This is a genomic window from Brevibacillus reuszeri, assembly GCF_002897295.1.
In the GTDB taxonomy this organism is placed as follows: Bacteria; Bacillota; Bacilli; order Brevibacillales; family Brevibacillaceae; genus Brevibacillus; species Brevibacillus reuszeri_A.
In genome coordinates this window covers 71,305-91,279 of the sequence record NZ_BEXF01000003.1, presented here as the reverse complement: position 1 = coordinate 91,279, position 19,975 = coordinate 71,305, and the positions used below count along the sequence as shown (strand labels likewise).

At 48.3% G+C, this 19,975-nt stretch carries 21 protein-coding genes and 3 tRNA genes; 22 read left to right on the top strand and 2 right to left on the bottom strand.

Translation table 11 applies throughout. The features are described 5' to 3' along the window. Positions 1–7 precede the first annotated feature (7 nt). The 4 genes from cysT to C3B52_RS05900 all read left to right on the top strand — a co-directional run bounded on the left by cysT (position 8) and on the right by C3B52_RS05900 (position 4,825). Complete coding sequence (gene cysT, locus C3B52_RS05915) at positions 8–844, top strand: sulfate ABC transporter permease subunit CysT (protein WP_103105159.1); 837 nt, start codon at positions 8–10, stop codon at positions 842–844. A 12-nt stretch (positions 845–856) separates the two neighbouring features. After that, a complete protein-coding gene (gene cysW, locus C3B52_RS05910) occupies positions 857–1,723 on the top strand; it encodes a sulfate ABC transporter permease subunit CysW (RefSeq protein WP_103105158.1) in 867 nt (288 codons plus the stop codon). After that, positions 1,720–2,841, top strand: a complete 1,122-nt coding sequence (locus tag C3B52_RS05905; RefSeq protein WP_103105157.1) for a sulfate/molybdate ABC transporter ATP-binding protein — start codon at positions 1,720–1,722, stop codon at positions 2,839–2,841. Before cysW ends, C3B52_RS05905 begins: the two co-directional genes overlap by 4 nt. A gap of 370 nt (positions 2,842–3,211) precedes the next feature. Continuing rightward, entirely contained in the window at positions 3,212–4,825 is a 1,614-nt protein-coding gene (locus C3B52_RS05900; protein WP_103105476.1) for an ABC-F family ATP-binding cassette domain-containing protein, read from the top strand. Positions 4,826–4,910: 85 nt separating this feature from the next. On the opposite strand, the gene C3B52_RS05895 is transcribed toward C3B52_RS05900, so the two are convergent. After that, on the bottom strand, positions 4,911–5,093 hold the full coding sequence (locus tag C3B52_RS05895; RefSeq protein WP_103105156.1) for a hypothetical protein: 183 nt from the start codon (positions 5,091–5,093) through the stop codon (positions 4,911–4,913). A gap of 176 nt (positions 5,094–5,269) precedes the next feature. Here C3B52_RS05895 and C3B52_RS05890 point away from each other — a divergent pair, with 176 nt between their 5' ends. The 15 genes from C3B52_RS05890 (at position 5,270) to C3B52_RS05825 (ending at position 18,439) form a co-directional block, all read left to right on the top strand. Then, on the top strand, positions 5,270–6,535 hold the full coding sequence (locus tag C3B52_RS05890) for a M20 family metallo-hydrolase (protein ID WP_103105155.1): 1,266 nt from the start codon (positions 5,270–5,272) through the stop codon (positions 6,533–6,535). A gap of 115 nt (positions 6,536–6,650) precedes the next feature. After that, positions 6,651–7,508, top strand: a complete 858-nt coding sequence (locus tag C3B52_RS05885; protein WP_103105154.1) for a carbon-nitrogen hydrolase family protein — start codon at positions 6,651–6,653, stop codon at positions 7,506–7,508. A 37-nt stretch (positions 7,509–7,545) separates the two neighbouring features. Further along, positions 7,546–8,211 carry a GNAT family N-acetyltransferase gene (locus C3B52_RS05880; RefSeq protein ID WP_103105153.1) on the top strand — a complete coding sequence of 222 codons (666 nt, stop codon included), beginning with the start codon at positions 7,546–7,548 and terminating at the stop codon, positions 8,209–8,211. Between the two features lie 50 nt (positions 8,212–8,261). Next, positions 8,262–8,933: a GNAT family acetyltransferase gene (locus tag C3B52_RS05875; RefSeq protein WP_103105152.1), complete on the top strand. Its 672-nt coding sequence runs from the start codon at positions 8,262–8,264 to the stop codon at positions 8,931–8,933. A gap of 109 nt (positions 8,934–9,042) precedes the next feature. After that, positions 9,043–9,288 carry a hypothetical protein gene (locus C3B52_RS05870; protein ID WP_103105151.1) on the top strand — a complete coding sequence of 82 codons (246 nt, stop codon included), beginning with the start codon at positions 9,043–9,045 and terminating at the stop codon, positions 9,286–9,288. Beyond that, the gene (locus C3B52_RS05865) at positions 9,285–10,397 is read left to right on the top strand and encodes a sigma-54 interaction domain-containing protein (protein WP_235615613.1); all 1,113 of its coding nucleotides are present in this window, start codon (positions 9,285–9,287) and stop codon (positions 10,395–10,397) included. Before C3B52_RS05870 ends, C3B52_RS05865 begins: the two co-directional genes overlap by 4 nt. After that, positions 10,312–10,587 (top strand): helix-turn-helix domain-containing protein, encoded by a 276-nt coding sequence (locus C3B52_RS38150; RefSeq protein WP_373419712.1) that lies wholly within the window; start codon positions 10,312–10,314, stop codon positions 10,585–10,587. The genes C3B52_RS05865 and C3B52_RS38150 overlap by 86 nt, the downstream gene beginning before the upstream one ends. A gap of 180 nt (positions 10,588–10,767) precedes the next feature. Continuing rightward, positions 10,768–11,637: an energy-coupling factor transporter ATPase gene (locus tag C3B52_RS05860; RefSeq protein WP_103105150.1), complete on the top strand. Its 870-nt coding sequence runs from the start codon at positions 10,768–10,770 to the stop codon at positions 11,635–11,637. Next, positions 11,634–12,500 carry an energy-coupling factor transporter ATPase gene (locus C3B52_RS05855; protein ID WP_103105149.1) on the top strand — a complete coding sequence of 289 codons (867 nt, stop codon included), beginning with the start codon at positions 11,634–11,636 and terminating at the stop codon, positions 12,498–12,500. Before C3B52_RS05860 ends, C3B52_RS05855 begins: the two co-directional genes overlap by 4 nt. Positions 12,501–12,511: 11 nt before the next feature. Continuing rightward, complete coding sequence (locus C3B52_RS05850; protein ID WP_103105148.1) at positions 12,512–13,348, top strand: energy-coupling factor transporter transmembrane component T family protein; 837 nt, start codon at positions 12,512–12,514, stop codon at positions 13,346–13,348. Positions 13,349–13,408: 60 nt separating this feature from the next. After that, entirely contained in the window at positions 13,409–13,966 is a 558-nt protein-coding gene (locus C3B52_RS05845) for an ECF transporter S component (protein ID WP_103105147.1), read from the top strand. A 4-nt stretch (positions 13,967–13,970) separates the two neighbouring features. Continuing rightward, a complete protein-coding gene (locus tag C3B52_RS05840) occupies positions 13,971–14,930 on the top strand; it encodes a P1 family peptidase (RefSeq protein WP_103105146.1) in 960 nt (319 codons plus the stop codon). Between the two features lie 51 nt (positions 14,931–14,981). Continuing rightward, positions 14,982–16,199 carry a M20 family metallopeptidase gene (locus C3B52_RS05835; RefSeq protein WP_103105145.1) on the top strand — a complete coding sequence of 406 codons (1,218 nt, stop codon included), beginning with the start codon at positions 14,982–14,984 and terminating at the stop codon, positions 16,197–16,199. A gap of 111 nt (positions 16,200–16,310) precedes the next feature. Beyond that, positions 16,311–18,098 (top strand): M3 family oligoendopeptidase, encoded by a 1,788-nt coding sequence (locus tag C3B52_RS05830; protein WP_103105144.1) that lies wholly within the window; start codon positions 16,311–16,313, stop codon positions 18,096–18,098. 92 nt (positions 18,099–18,190) lie between these two features. After that, positions 18,191–18,439, top strand: coding sequence for a hypothetical protein (locus C3B52_RS05825; RefSeq protein ID WP_103105143.1), 249 nt, complete (start codon positions 18,191–18,193; stop codon positions 18,437–18,439). 118 nt (positions 18,440–18,557) lie between these two features. Here the strand turns inward: C3B52_RS05825 and C3B52_RS05820 are convergent, their stop codons facing one another. After that, complete coding sequence (locus C3B52_RS05820; protein ID WP_103105142.1) at positions 18,558–19,463, bottom strand: C40 family peptidase; 906 nt, start codon at positions 19,461–19,463, stop codon at positions 18,558–18,560. 189 nt (positions 19,464–19,652) lie between these two features. Here C3B52_RS05820 and C3B52_RS05815 point away from each other — a divergent pair. From C3B52_RS05815 to C3B52_RS05805, 3 genes are all read left to right on the top strand, one after another. Then, positions 19,653–19,729 (top strand) — tRNA-Asp (locus C3B52_RS05815). Between the two features lie 43 nt (positions 19,730–19,772). Next, positions 19,773–19,848 (top strand) — tRNA-Thr (locus C3B52_RS05810). 6 nt (positions 19,849–19,854) lie between these two features. Continuing rightward, positions 19,855–19,941: transfer RNA gene (locus C3B52_RS05805), tRNA-Leu, on the top strand. Positions 19,942–19,975 lie beyond the last annotated feature (34 nt).

Here is a 19,975-nt window from a genome sequence, read left to right as displayed (position 1 = left end):
TATCTCCATGAGAAAATCACTGCATAACAGAGGGTTCTTGCCTGGGTTTGGCATGACGATGGGGTATACGATCATTTACTTGAGTCTATTGGTATTGATCCCTCTGTCCGTTCTGTTTTTAAAAGCGACAACGATGAGCTGGGAGCAGTTCATCGGAACCATTTTAGATTCTCGAGTACTTGCCTCGATTCGCGTCAGTATTGTCTCGTCCTTTTTCGCCGCTTGCGTGAATGCAGTATTTGGAGTGTTGGTGGCTTGGGTTCTCGCTCGCTATCAGTTTTTTGGAAAACGCATCATTGATGGGATTGTTGACCTGCCGTTTGCTTTGCCGACTGCGGTGGGAGGCATAGCCTTGACATCGATTTATGCCGAGAACGGCTGGATTGGACAATATTTGGCAGAGTGGGGGATTAAGGTAGCCTATACACCGCTCGGAATATGGGTAGCGCTGACCTTTATTGGCTTGCCCTTTGTCGTCCGGACCGTTCAGCCTGTTTTACAGGACTGGGATTTGCAGATGGAGGAAGCTGCGGCTACACTCGGAGCTACCCGATGGACCACATTTACTCGGGTCATTTTGCCGCATTTGTTGCCCGCAGTCATTACCGGCTTTGCTCTTGCTTTTGCCAGGGCGCTAGGTGAGTATGGCTCTGTCGTGTTCATTTCGGGGAACATGCCACTAAAGACGGAGATTGTGCCTCTGTTGATCATGACGAAGCTGGAGCAGTTTGACTATGCCGGAGCAACCGCGATTGCGACTGTTATGCTGGTAGCTTCGTTTATCATGCTGCTGATCATCAATTATTTGCAGTGGAGAATTAACAAATTTGATGCAGCCAGATAGGAGGCGCCTGTAGTGAAGCATTTGACGGAACCGGCCTACGTGCGCTGGATTTTGATTGGTGTAGCTCTCTTGTTCCTTGCACTGTTTCTGATCCTGCCGTTGATTGCGGTATTTACCGAAGCCTTTAAACAGGGGGCAGGTGTTTTTGTTGCCTCGATTGCTGATCCGGAGACACTCTCGGCTGTCAAGCTGACGCTCTTGGTTGCAGCGATCAGTGTTCCGCTTAATGTGACCTTTGGGATAGCTGCTGCCTGGGCGATCGCTAAATTCTCGTTTCGCGGGAAAAACGTGCTTCTGACCTTGATCGACCTGCCTTTTGCAGTTTCTCCTGTTATCGCAGGTCTGATTTTTGTGCTCCTGTTCGGCAGCCAAGGAATCTTGGGTCCGTGGCTTGATCTGCATGATATGAAAATTATTTTTGCAGTGCCGGGCATTGTACTGGCGACTACGTTCGTGACGTTTCCGTTTGTTGCCCGTGAATTGATCCCGATCATGGAAGCACAAGGCAAAGATGAGGAGGAGGCTGCCGTTTCGCTTGGAGCAAGTGGCTGGAAGACGTTCCTTCGAGTGACACTGCCTAATGTCAAATGGGGGCTGTTATACGGCGTGATTTTGTGTAACGCCCGGGCTATGGGGGAATTCGGTGCTGTATCAGTGGTATCTGGACACATACGCGGCATGACAAATACGCTTCCGCTGCATGTTGAGATTTTGTATAACGAGTACCAATTTGCCGCTGCCTTTGCTGTAGCGACCCTGCTTGCAGCCTTGGCATTGGTGACGTTGATTGTAAAAAGCTTCATTGAGTGGAAGACAGAAAGGCAGTCAGGCGTAGAAGAGGAACCTTATATTGACGTGACAGGGGAGAGAGCCGGATGAGCATTGAGGTAGATAACATAAGCAAGTCGTATAAAAATTTTACCGCCTTGAAAAATGTCAGTCTGCAAATCCCAGAGGGGGAACTGGTGGCGCTTCTCGGACCATCTGGCTCGGGAAAAACGACTCTGCTGCGGCTGATTGCAGGCTTGGAGCAGCCTGAAGAGGGAAGAATCCTGTTTAACGGTGAAGACAATACAGATCGTGATGTGCGCGAGCGGCAAGTAGGATTTGTATTCCAGCATTACGCCCTTTTTCGTCATATGAATATTTTTGATAATATCGCTTTTGGTTTGACTGTTCGTTCTCGTAAAACCAGACCGAGCAAAGAAGAAATCCGGGAAAAGGTGCACTCCCTGCTAAAGCTGGTGCAGCTGGAGGGTCTTGCCCATCGCTATCCGTCACAGCTCTCCGGTGGGCAGCGTCAGCGTGTGGCTTTGGCACGGGCATTGGCTGTAGAGCCCAAGTTTTTGCTGCTTGATGAACCGTTTGGAGCGCTGGATACAAAAGTGAGGCAGGAGCTTCGCAGGTGGCTCAGGCACTTGCATGGAAAGCTGGGCTTGACGATCTTGTTTGTGACGCATGATCAGGAAGAGGCGATGGAGCTGGCGGATCAAGTTGTCGTTATGAATGAAGGAAAGGTGGAGCAGGTTGGTTCACCCGAAGAGATTTATCATCATCCAGCGAACCCGTTTGTTTACAGCTTCTTGGGGCGCGTTAATCTGTTTCGCGGGAGAATTCATGAAGGGAGGATCAAGCTGGGAGAGGCAGAGTTTGAAACCGAGTGGGAGAACAAGACAGTCGAGCTTCCAGCGGTTGGTTACATGCGCCCGCATGATGTAGAAGTATCGCTTCATGCTCCAGCTGATTCGTCGATCCAGGCTGTACAGGCGCAAGTCAGCCGTATTTCTCTGTTAGGTCCAATCGTTCGCCTCGATTTAAAACGACTGGATACAAACGAAGTATTTGAGGCTGAAATGAGTCGACAGCGCTTCGCAGAATTGGCTTTAGTCGAGAACGGAACCGTGTACGTAACCTTAAACAATTTATCCTTTTACGTAGAGGAAGGACAGTCTGTCACGCCGGCACCTATCTTTATTCCCCTACAGGTCGGCGTATAAAGAAGACATAGCAAAAAGAACAAACCGGTCAGCACGATGCCAAGACCGGTTTGTCGTTATGGAATGGATTATTCTCCGCGTTGCTTGGAGCGGGTTTCTTCTTTGCTTAACGTTGTGGAGGACCTTGTCTGGGAAGGATTTTCTTTATTACCCATCTCGTTTTTGACGCCATTCTTCTTGGACATTGCTTCGACCTCTTTTCTCAAAGGATGACTGTTCACAGGTAGCTTTCCCTATGTGCGGGCTTTCTATTTTTCAGGTAAGCACTCCCAAGACCAGTTTCGGAACCTGGTCCTTTCTTTTTGCAAAATGAGGCTTTCTCTGGTAAGATAAGTGTTTGAACGATTCAAAAAAGGCAGGTATTGCGACGATGATAAGCACTCAGAACGTGACGCTGCGCTACGGCAAACGCGCACTGTTTGAAGATGTATCCATTAAGTTTACCCCTGGTAACTGTTACGGCCTCATCGGTGCGAACGGTGCAGGGAAGTCTACATTCGTGAAAATCCTCTCTGGAGAGATCGATCCGACCAGTGGTCACGTTTCGGTTACACCAGGAGAGCGTATCGCTGTATTGAAGCAAAATCACTTTGAATTCGACGATTTCGAAGTGTTGAAGACAGTCATCATGGGTCATAAGCGTCTGTATGAAATCATGGAAGAGAAAACAGCTCTGTACATGAAAGAAGACTTCTCGGAAGAAGACGGAAATCGTGCTTCCCAGCTGGAAGGCGAGTTCGAGGAGCTGAACGGCTGGATGGCTGAGGCAGACGCAGCGAGCCTGTTGATCGGCCTGGGCATTCCGACCGATCTACATGACAAGCTCATGAAGGACCTCTCCGGTACGGAAAAGGTACGGGTTCTTTTGGCGCAAGCACTTTTCGGTAACCCACACATCCTGCTGCTGGATGAGCCTACGAACCACTTGGACATCGAGTCGATTCGCTGGTTGGAAAATTTCCTGGCTGACTATGAAAACACCGTTATCGTCGTTTCCCATGACCGTCACTTCTTGAACAAAGTGTGCACACACATCGCTGATATCGACTTCGGCAAGATTCAAATGTATGTGGGTAACTACGATTTCTGGTATGAATCCAGCCAATTGGCACTGAAAATGGTTCGTGATCAGAATAAGAAAAAAGAAGAAAAAATGAAGGAATTGCAGGAGTTTATTGCGCGCTTTTCCGCCAATGCCTCCAAATCCAAGCAGGCGACCTCCCGGAAAAAGCTGCTGGAGAAAATTACGTTGGAGGATATTCGTCCGTCCAGCCGTAAATATCCATTCATTAACTTCAAGCCAGAGCGCGAAGCAGGCAAAAACCTGTTGACTACAGAAGGCCTGAGCAAAACCATCGAGGGCGAAAAGCTGTTTGAAAACCTCCATATCACCATCAACAAAGGGGATAAAGTGGCATTTGTCGGTCCAAATGAGCTGGCTAAAACCACGTTCTTCCAGGTGGTAACAGGTGAAGTTCAACCAGATAGCGGTTCTTTCGAATGGGGCGTTACGACTTCACAAGCGTATTTTCCGAAAGACAATGCAGAGTATTTCAACTCGGATCTGAGCCTGGTTGACTGGCTGCGCCAATACTCCAAGGACCAAGACGAGACGTTCATTCGCGGCTTCCTCGGTCGCATGCTCTTCTCAGGTGACGAGGCTCTGAAAAAAGCCAACGTACTTTCCGGGGGAGAAAAGGTTCGCTGCATGCTGTCCAAGATGATGCTCGCTAGCGCCAATGTGCTGATCATGGATGAACCTACGAACCACTTGGATTTGGAATCCATCACAGCATTGAATAACGGTCTGATCGACTTTGACGGTACACTGCTTTTCGTGTCCCATGACCACCAGTTCGTGCAAACGATCGCAAACCGCATCATTGAATTCACGCCAAAAGGCATTATTGATAAAATGATGACGTACGACGAGTACCTGGAAAGCGATGAGATCAAAAAGCTTCGTGAAGAGCATTACGCTTAATTGCTAGCATAAGATGAAGAAAAAGCCTTTGGCAGCGCTATGTAGCGACGAGCCAAAGGCTTTTTTGTAGTGCAAAGATCAGGTATTACGGTCTTTCTTCCATAAACTCGATTTTATTCAGAAATGACTCCTTGCTTGAAAAGATAAGACGCTCCTTGCGAGGGATTGTAAAAAAGACAACAATGTATTGATCATCAATATATTCAACAATACCGCGTTTTTTGGGTCTGTCGATGGTTTTGACTGGCTTATTTAACCATTCTTGCATGCGTGTTCCTCCTACGTAACTCTTCCCCCTCATTATAGCAGTACCTGGGACAATCCCAAAGGATAGAAGCCATCCTGAATGTGTTTTTTCATAAAGAGTGAAGTGGGGTGCTAGGAGCGGGACGAGTCGAATACCATTTTGGAAAAGGCTCAAAAAAAGTGAGGAGGTCAGGGAAGGTGAATAGAAATGCCAGAAATTTAACGATAAACGAGCAACGTCTGCAAAGCAGGATCGAGGAATTGTCCCAAATCGGAAAAATCGGAGAAACAGGTGTATGTCGGTTAGCCTTGTCCAGAGAAGATCGGGCTGGTGTCGAGCTGGTACGTGGCTGGATGGAGGAGGCCGGCTTGCAAACCCGCCTGGATCACTTTGGCAACCTGATTGGACGTATGCAAGGTGCCTATGAGGATGCGCCCGTGCTCATGATTGGCTCTCATATTGATTCGCAGCCTTATGGGGGACGCTTTGATGGTGTGATTGGCGTGCTGGGTGGACTGGAAGTCATTCAGACCATGAATGAGCAGGGAGTAGTTCCCCAACAGCCGATAGAGCTAGTTGCGTTTTGTGATGAAGAGGGATGTCGTTTTCAAAAAGGTTTGTTCGGTTCATGGGGGATGATAGGTAAAATCGATCCAGAAGATTTGGAGCGTACAGACAAAAATGGCATCTCGCGCAGACAAGCACTCATTGAGTTCGGCTGCGATCCTGAGCGTCTGGAGGAGTCTTGCTACGCGGAAGGAAGCATCGGAGCGTATTTGGAGCTGCATATTGAGCAGGGACCGATCCTTGACAATGATGAAGAGCCTGTTGGCATCGTATCTGCGATCTCTGGCCCCTTGTGGTGGACAGTAGAGATGACGGGCTTCGCCGGGCACGCAGGCTCTGTTCCGATGTATATGAGAAAGGATGCGCTGTTAGGGGCAGCAAAGGTGATCACGGCTTTAAATGAGCTGGCAAAGCTGGATGCTTCAGCGCCAACAGTAGGTACTGTCGGACATTTGCAGGTGTTTCCTGATTCCCGCAATATCATTCCGGAGCGGGTCCGGTTTACCGTAGATTTACGCGATATTGATTTGGAAAGACGCGATGCGCGCGAGCAAGCCCTTCGTGAGGTGATTGAACTCGCAGCAATGGAGGGCGGGCTGACCTATACCATCACAGAGGATACAAATAGTGAGCCGCGCTACTGCGCAGAATGGATAAAGGAAATCATGCGTGAACAGAGCAAAGACATGGGAATAACGCCACCAGAGCTGATGAGCGGTCCGTTCCACGATGCGCTTGCGCTTTCCTATGCATGTGATTACGGAATGATTTTTGTCCGCTGCAAGGACGGAATCAGCCATAATCCGCAGGAGTATTCCACATACGAGGATATCGCACTCGGAACCGAGCTTTTGTACAGGACTGCAGTGCAGATATCGTGCCGAGAATATCAGTAAAAACGAGTCATCCATCTTGTGAAAGGTGGGTGACTTTTTCGTTCAATTGAAAGGCGACTTTGCTGCTCGTTTTTGATATATTTTAATAATAGAATAATGGAAGGGAAGAAATGGGATGAAAATGCGCGTTTCTGCTGTGCAGTATCACTTGCACACCATACATAGCTTTGATGAATTTGCTGCACAAGTGGAGCATTACGTAAAAAATGCTCAAGAGTACGATACAGAGTTTCTTCTATTCCCAGAGTTGTTTACGACCCAGCTGATGTCGATTGGGGATGAGAATGGCAATGCGCTGCCCATCACAGCCTTGCCGACCTTTACCGAGCAATACATAGAGTTGTTCAAAGCACTTGCTGCCAAATACGAGATGTACCTAATTGGCGGCACACACATCATTGAAGAACAAGGAAAGCTATACAACACAGCATTCCTGTTTTACCCGGATGGTCGTGTCGGCCAGCAAAAGAAGATTCACATCACACCGTGGGAAGTCAAAGGCTGGAATATGGGAGCCGGAGACTCTTTGCAAATTTTTGAAACCGACAAAGGCAAGGTAGCGATGATCATTTGCTACGATATCGAATTCCCTGAGTGGGTGCGGATTGCGAAAGCACGAGGAGCAGATGTGATTTTCTGCCCATCCTGCACGGATGATCGCCATGCCTTCCATCGCGTACGCTATACAAGCCATGCACGCACGATCGAAAACCAGGTGTATGTCGTTTTGACAGGTACGGTAGGTTCGCTGCCTACAGTCGACTTTATGCGCGCGAATTTTGGACAGGCTGCCATTTTGACGCCAAACGATATTCCTTTCCCGCCTCGTGGAGTACTAGCTGAAGGAGAAATCAACAACGATATGCTCGTTACTGCTGATCTGGACATCCAGCTGTTGTATGATGTACGGGAAAAAGGCTCGGTAACAACCTGGCGTGACCGCCGCACCGATTTGTACACAGATTGGAAGTAGGCTACGTACAGAAATAATCGGGAACAGGAGGATGGTCATGTACCGTAAAGAGCTGTATGTGTTTGAAGGAGAAAAGCCTCGCCGGGCCATAATCCGCAACTATACACAATCGGATTTTTTCGAGCTGATTCAGATACAGGCAGAAAGCTTCCCACCGCCGTATCCTTCAGAGCAATGGTGGAATAAAGAGCAGCTGACCAATCATGTCACGCTTTTTCCAGAAGGAGCGATTTGTGTTGAAATAGACGGTGTGTTGGCTGGTTCGATGACGGCCCTGATCGTTTCGTTTGACCCTTCGCACCCGGAGCATAGCTGGGGAGAGGTGACGGATAATGGCTATATCCGCAACCACAATACGAACGGAGATACGCTGTACATCGTAGATCTATGTATTCGACCAAGCCATCGCAAGCTGGGGTTGGGACAGCTAATGATGCAGGCCATGTACGAGCTAGTTATACATAAAGGCTTGAAGCGGCTTCTAGGCGGTGGACGGATGCCAGGCTACGGGCGTCATGCAGCCACACTGACCCCCGAGCAATACTTGGAGAAAATCGTTTCCGGTGAGCTCAAAGACCCGGTGATCTCCTTTCTCATGCGCTGCGGTCGAACCCCTGTTCAGGCTGTAACCAATTATTTGGAGGACGAGGAGTCACGCAATTGCGCAGCGCTGATGGAATGGAAAAATCCATTCCAGAGCTAGTAACGGCACAAATAGACAAATTCACTTATACCTTATAGGAGGCTTTATTCATGGAATTCGTACGTATTTCGCACATTGACAACCCGCTTTTCGCAAAAATGCACCGATTGATGCAAGAAGTATTCCCGCCAGAAGAAGTACTCGACTACGATCTGTGGAAGGAACCGTTGGAAGACCCAGGTATTCGCGTTTTCGTCGCAGTCCATGAAGGAGAAGTCGTAGGGGCCACCGAATATCGTTATTACACAGATATGAATGTAGCCATGACGGATTTTACGATCATCGGCAGGGAAGGACTCGGAGTAGGGCGTTTTTTGGCGAGAGAGCGTCAAAAGGATCTTCTCTCACTCGCTGCTGAGAACGGCAAAGAGCTGTACGGTATGTTCGCGGAAATCTATGATCCATACCGTGTAGAAGAGCATGCATTTGGTGGAATCAAGCCGATGGACCCGTTTGTTCGCCGGGAAGTGCTCTCCCATCTGGGCTACAAGCGTACCAACTTCACGTACGTTCACCCGTCCTGGCAAAATGACGGGGAAGCAGTAGCTGGACTTGATTTGGGCTTCATGCCGACAAATGAGGAGCAAACGGCACTGGAAGCAGATCTGATCGTGACCTTCCTCAAGCGCTACTACGCTGTTCTTCCACAAAAACCGCAAGCGTGGCTGGACATGGTGGCAGAGCTAGAAACAAAACAATCTGTAGAGCTGCTCCCAATTTAATAACGACATCACGAACCGACTCTCCTGTGGAGCTAAGCATTATTTAGTTTCACGGGAGATTTTTTTCTCCATTCCTTCATACATTTGGGCTCGCGAGGAGTGATCAAAAGTGAATGCACAAAATGTGGCCGCTATTCTACTGTACATGGCGGTCATCCTACATCTGCTCAGCATGAGTGGCTGGGTCGTAGCCAAGCTGACCCAGCCGATTCAGCTCGTCATTCTAGGTTTCATGCTGACTGCTTTGTTTGTTTTGCGTAAGAAGAAACGAAAAACGAAAAGGAGACCACGCAAACCACCTGTAGAAGTCGATGTCATGCTCGATCGGGCACAGGAAGGAGAGGCTGGTAAATGATCAACGATATACACATTCAAGCCATTTTGGATGCTTCCCATGATGGGATCATTGCAGTTGATCGTGATTCGAATATCATCTGGGTGAATTCCATCGCAAAGGAAATACTCGGTTTGCCAGCCAACATAGTGGGACAAAAAATTACTCGTTATATCCCCAATTCGGACATGCTGCGTATCCTAGCCACAGGAAAGCGCGAAATCGGCGATATTGCTACGATATTGAATCGCCAAATTATTATTAACCGGCTTCCCATGGTTGTTGAGGGAGAGATCGTGGGTGCGGTCTCTACCTTCAAGGAAATAACAGACATTCAAAAGATGGAGCTGCGTATCCGTAAACAAAGCATGGAAAGTGGATTGGAAGCGAAGTATCGTTTAGAGGACATCATCGGTCAAGCTCCTGCCATGCGCGAGGCAAAAGAATGGGCTGAAACATTTGCAAGAACGGATGCAACGGTATTGATCCAAGGAGAGACAGGGACAGGCAAGGAGCTGTTTGCACAAGGCATTCATTTGAGCAGCCAGCGTGCTGCTGGACCGTTTATTGCGGTCAATTGTGCTGCATTGCCAGGGAATCTACTGGAAAGCGAGCTGTTCGGATATGAGGAAGGAGCCTTTACCGGTGCGCGCAAAGGAGGAAAGGCAGGCTTGTTTGAGCTAGCGCACGGGGGAACGCTGTTTTTAGATGAAATCGGAGAGATGTCTATTCCGATACAAGCACTTCTTTTGCGCATTTTGCAGGAGAAAAAGGTCCGGCGAATCAGCGGAGAGCGGATTGTCCCTGTTGACGTGCGCATAATCGCTGCAACGAATCGCGATTTGGAAAAGCTGATGGAAGAAAAGCTGTTTCGCTCCGACCTGTATTATCGTTTGAATGTATTGACCTTGGAATTGCCGCCGTTGCGTGAGCGTACCGAAGACATTCCCTTGTTAGTTGCTTCTATTGTGGAGGAATTGGCTGAGCGTGGAACACGAAAATTGCGAATCACAGATGAGGCTGTCCTGCATTTGTTAAAACAGCATGATTGGCCAGGGAATGTTCGGGAATTGCGAAATGTGGTTGAACGGATGGTTCTCTTGTGCAAAGCGGACGACCGACATACGTAGCGAAGACATTGCTTTTTTCGCGAAAAAGCTCAATCAACGCAGACAAATCAGGCGACAAGAAAACCAGGAGGTCGAATTAATCAGGAAAGTTTTGGAAGAAACGAAAGGAAACAAAGGAGAAGCGGCGAAGATTTTGGGAATGGACCGATCAACACTATGGAGGAAGATCAAACGGCAAAAAGGAGAATAACCCTGTTGCACATGCAACATATTTCGTGCACGATGCAACAAAGAAAAGGAAAAAGAGAGTATAATTAACAGAAAATTTAAAACATACAGACTTGGCATGGTTGTTGCTATTATTTTTACATGGAAACAAGTCCATTGATTTTGTACCACACGATAATCCCGTACAAAGTGAGGGGAGCACATGTCAACAGACCCAATCATTCGTGTTGAAAACGTCTCGTTTGCGTATCAGTTAAACCAAGATCAGCAGGTACCGGTGCTGCAAAACGTCTCCCTCGAAGTGTTTCCCGGAGAGTATGTAGCAATTATTGGTCATAACGGCTCAGGAAAATCGACCTTGTCCAAGCATTTGAATGGAATTTTGAGCCCAAAAGAAGGGGATGTCCTCGTAAACGGGATCAATACCCGTGACAAGGCACGTATTCATGAAGTGAGAAGTCGTGTAGGGATGGTGTTTCAGCATCCGGACAATCAGATCGTGGCAACGATTGTCGAGGATGATGTGGCTTTTGGGTTGGAGAATATTGGAACAGCAGAGGAAGAGATGAAGGAGCGGATTGATTTTGCTCTGGAAGCAGTCGGAATGAGTGCATTTCGCCACCGACCGCCTCATCATCTGTCAGGCGGTCAAAAGCAGCGGATCGCCATCGCAGGTATTTTGGCGATGAAGCCGCAATGCCTGGTGCTCGATGAAGCGACGAGTATGCTGGATAGCTACGGTCGACAGGACATATTAGCAGTTGTTCGCAAGCTGCACAGCGAAGGGATGACGATCGTGACGGTCACTCATCATATGTCTGAGGTAGCGGAAGCGGATCGTGTCATCGTGATGGAGGGTGGAAAAATCGTTTTGCAAGGTACACCACGAGAAGTATTCTCACATCAGGAGAGGCTCCAGGAGCTGCACTTGGACGTACCGGATGCGAGTCGTGTAGCAGCGCTGGTTCACTCAGAATATCCTTCGTTTTCTCCCGATTTGATCCACAACGAAGAGGTAGTAGCCGAAGTCAATCGCGTATATATCAGACGAGCGGAGGCGAGTGGATCATGACGCAAAACAATCCGATGGTCTCGGTAAAAAATCTTACGCATGTCTATATGCAAGGAACGCCTTTGCAGCATCGCGCCCTAGATGAGGTCAATCTCGAGGTCGCAGAAGGAGAGTGCCTTGCAATCATCGGCCACACAGGCTCTGGAAAATCAACGTTAATCCAGCATTTTAACGGGCTGATTCGTCCTCAATCCGGCTCAGTCATCATCAATGGGTTGGACGTGTCCCAGCCCAAACTGGATATTCGCACCTTGCGACGTCAGGTCGGTCTGGTGTTCCAAAATCCTGAGGACCAGCTCTTTGAAAAACTCGTGGGCGATGATGTTGCATACGGTCCATTCAAAATGGGCTTGCCGCTGGAAGAGGTAAGACGCCGCGTCCATTGGGCGATGGAGCTGGTTGGCCTTTCGTTTCAAGAAATGAAGGACCGTCCCACATTCGCACTAAGTGGTGGTCAGAAGCGCAAGGTCGCTTTGGCAGGTGTTCTATCCTTGCAGCCAAAGGTATTGGTGCTGGATGAGCCGACAGCGGGACTCGATCCACGCTCGCGAAAAGAATTGCTGGAGCGAATTCGCAGGCTGAATCAGGAGGAAAAACTGACTGTCATTTTCGTCTCTCACAACATGGAAGAAGTGGCGCAGCTAGCTGACCGTGTGTATGTCATGGCAAATGGCAAGGCCGTCCTCGATGGTACTCCTCGCCAAATATTCGGGAATCAGGAATTGCTTCGCGAGCATCATATCGGCACACCCGAATCCGTGCATATTTTGTACAGACTGCGAGAGGAAGGCTATGAAATTGATCCAGGCGCCTATTTACCTGAAGAAACCGCTCTGGAAATTTTAAAGCTGATCAAGCGATAGGAGGGATCAACATGTCAGCGGAATTTGAATTGACACGCAATATTACCATTGGCCAATACTTGCCCACAGGATCAGTCGTTCATCGTCTGGACCCACGATTCAAGCTGGCTGCTTTTGTCATCATGATCCTGGCTATCGCTATTTGCAATACGTACGTTGGCAATTTGTTTGCTTTAGCGATCTGCATCTGGATGTTCTCCGTCTCCAAGATCCCACTGCACTATGGGATATCTGGAATTAAGCCAGCGGTTCCGTTCATTATAATCCTCGCTATCATGCAGCTTCTTTTTTACGGTGAAATCGCCAATGGGGGAACGATTTATTTAAAATACGGTTTTATTACCATTTCGAGTGAAAGCATTCGGCTGGTTGTCGTGTCTGCGATGCGCTTTGTTGAAGTCATTTTTCTATCCAGTGTATTGACGCTCAGTACGTCTACTACAGAGCTTACGCATGGGATGGAGAGACTCTTGGGCCCACTTGAAAAAGTGAAATTTCCGGTACATGCATTCGCTCTGATCATCACGATTGCGATTCGCTTTGTGCCGACGTTTGCCATGGAAATGGAGAAAATGATGAAGGCGCAGGCCTCTCGCGGAGCAGACTTTGGGACCGGAGAATGGTGGCGGATTGTTCGCAGAACCAAGGACATGTTTCCGATCATCATCCCACTTTTTAATGTTGCACTGGCCAGAGCGGAGGACCTAATTCTCGCGATGGAAGCCAGATGCTACGTGCCAGGGGCTTCACGAACTCGGTTTGCACATTACAAAGCAAACAGCAAAGATTATCTCGCTCTCCTTTTCAGTATTGTCATTTCTGTTATCATGCTTGGAATACCGTTTTAATAAGCGGGAGTTCTCCCTTTTTGGGGATTCCACATAGATCAAGAAAAAGGAGGAGTACGCATGGAAAAGGGCTTGACGGTACGAAGGATCGTAATTGCAGGTGTCCTGGGAGCGATAGCGATTTTGCTAGGGGTGACGCGTCTAGGATACATCCCGGTTCCGACAGCAGCAGGGAACGCTACGATTATGCACATTCCGGCAGTAATCGGCGGTATCATGGAGGGCTGGGGCGTTGGTATGATCATTGGTCTTATTTTTGGAGTATCTTCTTTTTTAAACGCCACCGTTCCTTTGTTTAAAGACCCCCTGGTAGCGATTTTGCCGCGCTTGTTTATCGGGGTTACCGCTTATTTGACTTATGTGGGGTTAAAAAACGTTAACCAGTACCTGGCGATTGGTGCTGCTGGCTTCATTGGCGCGATGACGAATACGATCTTGGTGCTCGGAATGGCTGTTATTCGCGGGTATATGCCATTTGGTGTAGCGACAACTGTAGCAGTCACCAGTGGCTTGCCTGAAGCGATCGTCTCTGTTATCGTCACTCTGGCAGTAGTGGCAGCATGGAAAAAGATTGGTTCAGCAGGTAAGCAAAAGTCGAAAATTTCAGGAGATTTTTAAGTAGATGAATGGAACGATTATTGATGTGCCTGGAGTAAAAGTAGGGCACGCTCAAAACGAAGAAGCATTAACAGGATGCAGTGTGATCATACTTGAGCAACCGTCTGTATGCGGCGTGGATGTCCGGGGTTCTGCCCCGGGCACACGCGAGACGGATTTGCTCGATCCGGTGAATCTCGTCAATGCAGTTCATGCCATCTGCCTATCAGGTGGCAGTGCTTATGGACTAGATGCAGCGACAGGCGTCATGCAGTATTTGGAGGAACAAGGCATTGGGCTCGAGGTAGGGTATGGTGTTGTCCCAATCGTGCCTGCAGCTGTGCTGTTTGATTTGGCAGTCGGTGATTACCGGATTCGTCCTGATCGCGCAATGGGCTTTGAAGCGGCAGCAGCAGCTAACAGAGAAGACTGCGCCCAAGGCAATGTAGGAGCAGGAACGGGTGCTTCCGTAGGCAAACTGAACGGATTTGACCATGCCATGAAAAGCGGGGTGGGAACAGCCTCGATCAGCTTGCCAAACGGATTGGTAGTGGGTGCACTAGTCGCAGTGAATGCAGTTGGACATGTGGTAGAGCCGCAGACGGGAGAAATTTTGGCTGGACCGCGCGATGAAGAAGGGCAAATTCAAGACAGTGTGGAGATGATGAAGGCTCGCGCATTTTCCCCCAACCCCCCAGGAACGAATACGACGATTGCGGTTGTGGCCAGTAATGCTACATTCACAAAGGCAGAAGCAAAAAAAGTAGCGCAAATGGCTCATGACGGGCTCGCCCGTACTATCAGACCGATCCATACGATGTTTGATGGGGACACCATTTTTGCCGTCGCGACTGGAGGAATCGAGACTTCTGTAGACCTCGTCGGTACCCTATCCGCGGATGTGCTCGCCGAGGCCGTTATCAGGGCAGTAAAATCGGCAGAAGCAGCGGGGGGACTTCCTTCTCACAGCAGTATTCACAAATAGCTTATCGCTTTTCCTTTCACACAATTGGATGCAAAAGGAGAGGATTTTCCAATGAACCAGGTTGTTTCCTTTGTAGACGAACAGGAAGTTGTCCGCTTGACGCAGGAGCTTATTCGGATTCCAAGTGTATTCCGCCCTGAGCAGCCAGGAGCTAACGAAGAACGAGTCGCTCTTTTTGTAGCCGATTATTTACGAAATATGGGGATGCAAGTGTTCTACGAGGAAGTAGTGCCAGGCAGGCCAAATGTGATCGCCTTTTACGATTCAGGCAGACCAGGAAAAACCTTGCTGTTCGAAGCACACACGGATGTCGTTACCGAAGGAGACCGCGATGCATGGAGCTACGATCCGTTTGGCGGGCAGATTTCAGGTGGTCGTATTTATGGGCGTGGTTCTTGCGATACCAAAGGTAATTTGGCTGCGGCGATCTGTGCGGTTAAGGCGATACAGCGATCCAAAGAAACCTTTACGGGAAAAATTCTTTTGTGTATTCCATGCGATGAAGAAGGAATGATGATTGGCATTAAGGATTTTATTCGCCGAGGCTGGGCGAACAACGTAGACGCAGCGATTATTTGTGAGCCAGAAGAAAATCAGCTTTGCATCACGCAAAAAGGGGCGATGCGGGCAATTTTGCGAACGTATGGAAAAATGGCGCATGGGGCCATGCCCTTGACTGGAATCAACCCAAATACACGCATGGCACGTGCGATCGTGGCACTGGAAGAGCTAGAGCGAAAAGAAATGGCACGTCTCGGACAGCATCCGATGCTGGGGTGGCCGAGTATCACACCGACCATATTACAAGCCCCAGTAAAAGGTGATGCTCAAATCAATGTCGTTCCCGATCAGTGCATGACGACACTGGATATACGCACAGTGCCCGGTCAAGATCATGATGAGCTGCGTCATGAAATGCAGGAGCTGCTTGAGAGATTGGGCAGAGAGGATGACAATTTTAAAGCTACGCTTGAAGTGATTGAAGAGCGTCCGTGGACGCTGACAGGGATGGAGGAGGAAGTCGTACAAGCGGTTGCCAGCTCCTTTCGTGATATCACAAAGAAGGAGCCTGTCTACAATGGTGTCCCTGGTGCCACTGATGGAACCTTCTTACACAAAGCAGGCATCCCTATTTTGACGACGGGTGCGGGAGATCGCCATATCCCGCATCATGCTGACGAGTACGTCGACATCGATCAGCTCGTAGAGTCAACACAGCTATTTGCCTTGTCTGCCTTAACCTACCTCACTCAGCCTGTGCGTGCATAATAAGCATTCCCTGCCAAATTGCTGGCAGGGTTTTTTTGCTAAAAACTTGCTCAATCCATCCAATTTTTTTTACAATGGAATGGTTACATAAGCTGAAGGAGGTATGCGCCCATGGATATGCGATGGAACCTGGACGTATTGTATACGTCATTTGACTCGCCTGAATGCAAGGCTGATTGGGAAAAATTATGCCGCGAGATGGACGAGGTAAAAAGCTGGGCCGGGCAAAATCTGCAGTCAAAAGAAGATGCAGTTGCCAAAATGGAGACCTATCTCACAAAATTGACCTCCGCCTTGCAAACACAAGCACGTTTATACAGCTTTGCAGAACTGACTGCGAGCGTTGACGCGAAAAACACAGATGCCCTACAACTGATTGAGCGTATTCAGGATCAGTCTGTAGAGCTGGTGGAGCCAGAGGTACTCTTCCAAAAATGGTTAGGATCTTTGGAAAATTTGGAAGCGCTTATTAGCGAGTCCACTCTATTGGAGACGCATCGTTTTTATTTGAGTGAATTGTCCGAGAAGAGCAAGTATATGCTCAGTGAAAGAGAAGAAATCATTCTCGCGAAAATGAAAAATACGGGTTCAAACGCATGGACCAAGCTTCATGAAATGTTGACGTCGACCCTTTTGGTGGATATCACCGTTGACGGTGAGAAAAAACAGCTGCCACTGCCAGTTGTGCGCAACATGGCGTATGAAAAAGATGCAGCGGTACGTAAAAATGCCTATGAAGCAGAGCTTGCAGCATACAAAAAGATTGAAGAATCTTCTGCAGCAAGTCTGAATGGAATTAAAGGCGAAGTCATCACAGTGGCGAAGCTGCGTGGCTATGACTCGCCATTGGACAAAACGCTCAAAGATTCGCGGATGGACAAAGAGACTTTGGACGCGATGCTTACAGCCATGCGCGAAAGTCTGCCAGCATTTCATACCTATTTCCGCAAAAAGGCAGAGCTGCTTGGACATGAGAATTCTCAGCTCCCGTTCTATGACCTATTCGCTCCGGTAGGGGAAGCTGACATGCGCTTTAACTATCAAGAGGCACGCGATTTTATTGTGAAGCATTTCGGTAGCTTTAGCGAAAAACTGGCGAATTATGCAGCACATGCCTTCGACAACAAATGGATTGATGCCGAGACACGGGAAGGAAAGCGGGGAGGAGCATTCTGCTACAACCTGCACTTCGTAGGAGAAAGCCGCATCATGGCGAACTACACAGGCAGCTATAACGATGTCAGTACACTTGCACATGAGCTCGGACATGGCTACCATGGCGATTGCCTGGTTGATGAAGCGTTTTTGAACAGTGATTATCCGATGCCAATCGCTGAAACCGCATCGATTTTATGTGAAACGATTATTGCCAAGGCTGCACTTGCGCAAGCCACACCAGACGAAGCATTTGCCATTCTCGAAAACGATATTTCTGGTGCTAGTCAGGTTATTGTGGACATCTATAGCCGTTACTTGTTTGAAACGGAGCTGTTTGCTAACCGCGAAAACGGATCGTTATCTGTACAGGAATTGAAGGATATGATGCTTCAGGCACAAAAGGACGCGTATGGCGAGGGATTGGATCCGTCTATTCTTCATCCGTACATGTGGGTATGTAAGCCTCATTATTACAGTGCTGATTATAACTTCTACAACTTCCCGTATGCGTTTGGTCTGTTGTTTGCAAAAGGACTGTATGCGGAGTATTTGAAGCGTGGCGAGTCTTTTGTCGAGCAGTATGACCAGCTTCTTTCTGTGACTGGTAAGCAGAGCATCGCTGATGTGGCTGCGATCATGGATGTAGATGTTCGTTCTGTGGATTTCTGGCGTAACTCTCTTGCGCTGGTCGCCAAAGACATCGAAACCTTTGTAGAGCTGGCATCCTCCCGTCAGCAATAGTTTCCAAACCGTCCGATCGATTCGGACGGTTTTTTTACGCATAGTCAGGTGACTGGGTGGAGAAAGTAAGTAAAAACGAATGAGGTGATATCGTGGTAAACGGATTGCAGTTGCTCGACCTACTACGGGAAACGGAAAACAAAATGCTGCATTTACATAGAGCCATCGATAGGGTGAGCAGTGAACCGGATTTCAAGGAGTCCGTCAGCGTACTGACCGTAGTGGTTAGAGATTATCAGCTTCAGCTCGACAAAATGAAGCAGGCTCTAGGGAAAATTGAAATAGGAGCCAATCAGCAACAGGGAGCACAGCAAACGTCTCAGAGCACAGAAACCCATTAAAGCACTGTCAAAAGCCCACATTCTCTTTTGCAAACGAAAAGAGAAGCGGGCTTCTTCTTGTACAATGAAAACGGAAGGCACTGCCAGCGAAGAAGCATGGCAGTGCCTGATCGTTCGATTATTGGAACTGTATATAGCGTTTTACACCGTAAAATGGATAAAGCTTGTGCATGTACTCGACTTTTCCATAACGAACATCGTCACCGTTTGCGTGAACAATGGTTCCGTTTCCAAGGTAAATGGCTACGTGAGAGACACGTCCTTTTCCAAGTGCATCGTAGAACAGAAGGTCTCCAGGCTGGGCTTCATCCAAGGAAACAGCTTGTCCGCTGTTGAACTGATCTTCTGATGTGCGAGGAAGTGTAACTCCGAGCTGGTTAAAAACGTATGAAGTAAAGCCACTGCAATCAAAACCACTTGGAGTTGTACCACCTAAAACATAAGGGGTTTTGAGCAATGGGGTGAAGATCGTTTCCAGACGTCCCAGGCTAGCGGAGTCTACGTCACCAGACATTTGTGGCAAAGAAGACAGCTTAGCGCTCAAAAATTCGGTAGCGACATAAGCCTCGCGATCTTCAAATTCAATTTTTGTCCATTCACTACCCGTTTCCAGAACTTCTACAAGCGCGCCGAATTTTAATTTTCCTAGAACTTTGGCATCTACGGAAGGCTTCTTCCGAACATTCAGTACATCGCCTGTAACGCGGGCTTTTTCTCCTGCCGTAATCGCTTCGACTTCTCCTTGAGCATGGCTATTGCTTGCTGCCACATCAGGTGGCGCTGATTCATCCGCAGAGACCGACAAGTCTGTCGATGGTAACGACAAGGTTTGACCAATCGACAACTGATCTGTATGGAGCTGATTCACTTGCATAAGTTGGTCCACAGTCGTATGGTTCTCGCGGGCAATTTTACTGAGCGTATCACCTGCTGACACCACATGCATGGGAGAAGCTGCGTGGGCAGCTGTAGGCAGCAGAGTGAAGAGGGCGAGGAGGGTGAATAGCTTCGAAGTACGTTTCATGTCATCGTCTCCACCAATCTACTATTTTCTGCATATCTAGATAAAATTTTAGCGGATTTTGGTTGGTAAATCTATGAAAAAATAATCTTTTAAAAAAGTTTTTGTGAACTCTTGCAATCTGAATTACGATCATGCTATATTACAAGAGTCCCGTTAAGAGAAACGCCATACGGAAGACATGAAAACCATGGAGCTGTGGTGAAGTTGGAGTTCACGCCGGTCTGTCACACCGGAGGTCGCGGGTTCGAGTCCCGTCAGCTCCGCCATTCTTTTCTTCGAGAATGAGCGAAGAATAAATATGTAAATCGTGCCGGTGTAGCTCAATTGGTAGAGCACCTGACTTGTAATCAGGGGGTTGTGGGTTCAAGTCCTATCGCCGGCACCATTTTTTGCGGTCGTGGCGGAATTGGCAGACGCGCTAGATTCAGGTTCTAGTGGTGGCAACACCGTGGAGGTTCAAGTCCTCTCGACCGCACCATCTCTTCAATTTCAGGTTTCTGATCTGCTTTTTA

Bases quoted from the DNA above. Each gene is read 5' to 3' on its own strand.
- C3B52_RS05850 (WP_103105148.1), top strand. From the start codon at position 12,512: ATGTCAGCGGAATTTGAATTGACACGCAATATTACCATTGGCCAATAC.
- C3B52_RS05830 (WP_103105144.1), top strand. From the start codon at position 16,311: ATGGATATGCGATGGAACCTGGACGTATTGTATACGTCATTTGACTCG.
- C3B52_RS05820 (WP_103105142.1), bottom strand. From the start codon at position 19,463: ATGAAACGTACTTCGAAGCTATTCACCCTCCTCGCCCTCTTCACTCTG.
- C3B52_RS05895 (WP_103105156.1), bottom strand. From the start codon at position 5,093: ATGCAAGAATGGTTAAATAAGCCAGTCAAAACCATCGACAGACCCAAA.
- C3B52_RS05845 (WP_103105147.1), top strand. From the start codon at position 13,409: ATGGAAAAGGGCTTGACGGTACGAAGGATCGTAATTGCAGGTGTCCTG.
- C3B52_RS38150 (WP_373419712.1), top strand. From the start codon at position 10,312: ATGATTGGCCAGGGAATGTTCGGGAATTGCGAAATGTGGTTGAACGGA.
- C3B52_RS05905 (WP_103105157.1), top strand. From the start codon at position 1,720: ATGAGCATTGAGGTAGATAACATAAGCAAGTCGTATAAAAATTTTACC.
- C3B52_RS05880 (WP_103105153.1), top strand. From the start codon at position 7,546: ATGTACCGTAAAGAGCTGTATGTGTTTGAAGGAGAAAAGCCTCGCCGG.
- C3B52_RS05835 (WP_103105145.1), top strand. From the start codon at position 14,982: ATGAACCAGGTTGTTTCCTTTGTAGACGAACAGGAAGTTGTCCGCTTG.
- C3B52_RS05885 (WP_103105154.1), top strand. From the start codon at position 6,651: ATGAAAATGCGCGTTTCTGCTGTGCAGTATCACTTGCACACCATACAT.
- C3B52_RS05855 (WP_103105149.1), top strand. From the start codon at position 11,634: ATGACGCAAAACAATCCGATGGTCTCGGTAAAAAATCTTACGCATGTC.
- C3B52_RS05900 (WP_103105476.1), top strand. From the start codon at position 3,212: ATGATAAGCACTCAGAACGTGACGCTGCGCTACGGCAAACGCGCACTG.
- cysT (WP_103105159.1), top strand. From the start codon at position 8: ATGAGAAAATCACTGCATAACAGAGGGTTCTTGCCTGGGTTTGGCATG.
- C3B52_RS05865 (WP_235615613.1), top strand. From the start codon at position 9,285: ATGATCAACGATATACACATTCAAGCCATTTTGGATGCTTCCCATGAT.
- C3B52_RS05875 (WP_103105152.1), top strand. From the start codon at position 8,262: ATGGAATTCGTACGTATTTCGCACATTGACAACCCGCTTTTCGCAAAA.
- C3B52_RS05860 (WP_103105150.1), top strand. From the start codon at position 10,768: ATGTCAACAGACCCAATCATTCGTGTTGAAAACGTCTCGTTTGCGTAT.
- C3B52_RS05840 (WP_103105146.1), top strand. From the start codon at position 13,971: ATGAATGGAACGATTATTGATGTGCCTGGAGTAAAAGTAGGGCACGCT.